Origin of the sequence: Immundisolibacter sp. (assembly GCF_028696615.1) — a bacterium.
GTDB lineage: Bacteria > Pseudomonadota > Gammaproteobacteria > Immundisolibacterales > Immundisolibacteraceae > Immundisolibacter.
In genome coordinates this window covers 1-3,032 of sequence record NZ_JAQVGQ010000279.1, presented here as the reverse complement: position 1 = coordinate 3,032, position 3,032 = coordinate 1, and the positions used below count along the sequence as shown (strand labels likewise).

Sequence of the window (3,032 nt, the reverse complement as noted above, 5' to 3'; positions counted from 1 at the left end):
TCGTCAACAACATGCCGGTGTTCATCGCCAGCGACCCCGCCTGGGCGCGGCGCTTCGAGGCGGCCGGACTGCCGATCATCGGTGATGACATCAAGGCCCAGCTTGGCGCCACCATCACGCACCGGGCGCTCACCGACCTGTGCCGCAAGCGTGGCGTGACGGTGGACCGCACCTACCAGCTCAACACCGGCGGCAACACCGACTTTTTGAACATGCTGAACCTGGCGCGCCTCAAATCCAAAAAGCGCTCCAAGACCGAAGCGGTGCAGTCGGTGGCGGCCAGCCGCCTGGCCGACGACAACATCCACGTCGGCCCGTCCGACTACGTGCCCTGGCAGAACGACAACAAGGTCTGCTTCCTGCGCATCGAGGGGCGCATGTTCGGCGACGTGCCGTTCAACCTCGAGCTGCGGCTGTCGGTGGAGGATTCGCCCAATTCGGCCGGCGTCGCCATCGACATGATCCGCTGCTGCAAGCTGGCGCTCGACCGCGGCGAGGGCGGCGTGCTGTATCCGCCGTCGGCGTTCTTCTGCAAACACCCGCCGGTGCAGTACAGCGACGACGACGCCTGGCGCCTGACCGAGGCCTTCATCGACGGCACCTGGAAGGAAAAACTGGCCGAAGTTGCCGCCCAGCGGGCCGCGGCCGGGCGCGCCTGAGATCCGGGCGAGGGCGTGCCAGCCCTCGCCCTTGTGCGTGCGACACCCTGACCGCAGTTAAGCCCGCAGCCTAAAAAGGCTGCCGCGGCCTTGCTTGCCCGCACGAGCCTGCGACAATCCGCCGTCAATGGCCAGGGCACAGGAACGGCAGGCCGATGATCGACCGCTTACCGATGAAACTCGCCGGGCTGGTTACGCCTCGCCGCTCTGCGCGAGACGCAGACCGCCGTCCCTGGAATTTTCAGCCTTTCCTTACAATCGACTGCCCGCCGCGCCCGTCGTCGCGCGCTCCCAAGGACTTCTCGCGATGAACGCATCATCACCTGCGACCGATCGATTCGCGCTCGACGACATGCGCCGCATCGTCGCCGACCTGTTCGCCTACAAGCCGGCCATCTACTGGCTGGACTTCACCCTGAGCGCCGGCCTCGGCTACGCGCTGGCGCTGGTCTACCTCACCGGCAGCGGGCCTGTCTGGGCACAGGCGCTGGCCTTTCTGGGCGCGGGCGTGCTGCTGTTTCGGGCTGGCACCTTCATGCACGAGATCGTGCACATGAACGGCGCCCTGCCGGGCTTTCGGCTGTTCTGGAACCTCACCTACGGCATCCCGCTGCTGATGCCGTCGCTGATGTACCGCAACCACCTCGACCATCACAACATCAACCGCTTCGGCACGCCGCGGGACGGCGAGTACCTGCCGCTGGGCAGCGCGCCGCCGGCCGAGACGATCAAGTACCTGCTGCAGGTGCCGATCCTGCCGCCGCTGGCGGTGCTGCGGTTTCTGGTGATAACGCCGCTGTCCTACCTGCATCCCGGCCTGCGGCGCTGGGTGCTGCGCCGCGTCTCGTCCTACGGCAGCAACCCGTACTACCAGCGCGAGATTCCGCCCGACGAGCCGCTTCGCCAGTGGGCGCTGCAGGAATGGGCATGCTTTGCCTGGCTGGCGTTTCTGGCCACGCTGTTCGTGCGCGGCGTGCTGCCGTGGGCGCTGCTCGGCAAGGTGTACCTGCTGATGACCTTCGCGGTGGGTCTGAACTGGGTGCGCAACCTCGCCGCGCATCATTACGTGAACACCGGCGCGCGCATGAGCTACCAGGCACAGCTCGAGGATTCCATCAACATCACCGGCCAGACCTGGCTGACCGCGCTGCTGTTTCCGGTCGGCCTGCGCTACCACGCCCTGCATCACCTGTTCCCGGCCATGCCGTATCACTCGATGGGCGAGGCGCACCGGCGGCTGATGGCGCAGCTGCCGGCCGACGCCGCCTACCGCAAGACCGACTGTCCGAATTTCTTCGCGGCCGTGTCGCAGCTGTGGCGCGGCGCCAAGGCGCACGCCAACAACCGCAGGCTGATGCAGAACTGGCGCCGGCTCGGCGCGACCGGTGGCTGACACCCGGCCGATCGGCGTCCTCAGCAACCCGGCCAGCCGCTACAACGCCCGCGGCGGACTTGCCGCCTTGGGCGGTCTGCTCGATGCGGCGTCGATGCCGCATCGCCTCGCCCGCACGCCGAGCGAGATCGAGCGCGCGCTCGAGGCGCTCGCCGCCGCCGGCGTGCGTCGCCTGGTGATCAACGGCGGCGACGGCACCGTGCAGGCGGCGCTGACGGTGCTGGCGCTGCGTTCGCCGTTTGCACAGCCGCCGGCCATCCTGGTGCTGGCCGGCGGCACCACCAACCAGACCGCCTACGATCTTGGCAGCCATGGCCAGCCGGCGGCGCTGCTGCGCGCGCTGCTCACCGGCCGACTCACCACCACGCACAGGCGCGTGCTCGCCGTGCGCGAGACGGACGGCGTCACCCGCTGCGGTTTCTTCCTCACCGCCGGCGGCCTGCCGCAGGCGGTGCGCGAGTGCCGGGCGTTTCGCGCGCAACGTCGGCTGGCACTGTTGCGCGGCGCGGGCGGCACGGCACTGTGGGTCGCCGGTCGTTTGGCGCGCTTGCTGGGCGGCCGGCTGCCGTTCGCGCCGCAACCGATCCGCCTGCAGGTCGACGACGGACCCGCGGCCGAACGCGCGGCGCTGCTGCTGCTGGCAACCACGCACCGGCGCCTCGCGCTCGGTCTCACGCCCTGGTGGGGCAAGGGCGACGGCCCGCTGCACGTCACCACACTCAGCCTGCCAGCCCGGCGCCTCGCGCTCGCCCTGCCGGGCCTGCTGCGCGGGCGCCCGCCGGCCTTCGCGACGCCCGCTGCCGGCTACGCAAGCCAGCGCGCAAGCTCATTGCACCTCGCCGCAACGGGCGGCTACGCGCTCGACGGCGAGGACTATTTTCCGCCGGCCGGCAGCACACTCGCCGTCAGCGCCGGGCCCGAGTTCGAGTTCCTGCGCCCGTGAACGACGCCGATCGTAGTGCCCTGAGCGGTGCTGTAAA

General features: G+C 69.5%; 2 protein-coding genes and 1 pseudogene. All 3 read left to right on the top strand.

Annotated features, from left to right (window positions below; translation table 11 throughout):
• Positions 1–659: pseudogene (locus PHC73_RS13180) on the top strand (inositol-3-phosphate synthase); the annotation flags it as partial.
• 307 nt (positions 660–966) lie between these two features.
• Positions 967–2,052: a fatty acid desaturase gene (locus PHC73_RS13175; protein ID WP_300129171.1), complete on the top strand. Its 1,086-nt coding sequence runs from the start codon at positions 967–969 to the stop codon at positions 2,050–2,052.
• Positions 2,045–2,995, top strand: a complete 951-nt coding sequence (locus PHC73_RS13170) for a diacylglycerol kinase family protein (RefSeq protein ID WP_300129169.1) — start codon at positions 2,045–2,047, stop codon at positions 2,993–2,995. Before PHC73_RS13175 ends, PHC73_RS13170 begins: the two co-directional genes overlap by 8 nt.
• Positions 2,996–3,032 lie beyond the last annotated feature (37 nt).

Excerpts from the sequence above, each read along its gene's own strand:
- PHC73_RS13175 (WP_300129171.1), top strand. The coding sequence starts at position 967 with ATGAACGCATCATCACCTGCGACCGATCGATTCGCGCTCGACGACATG.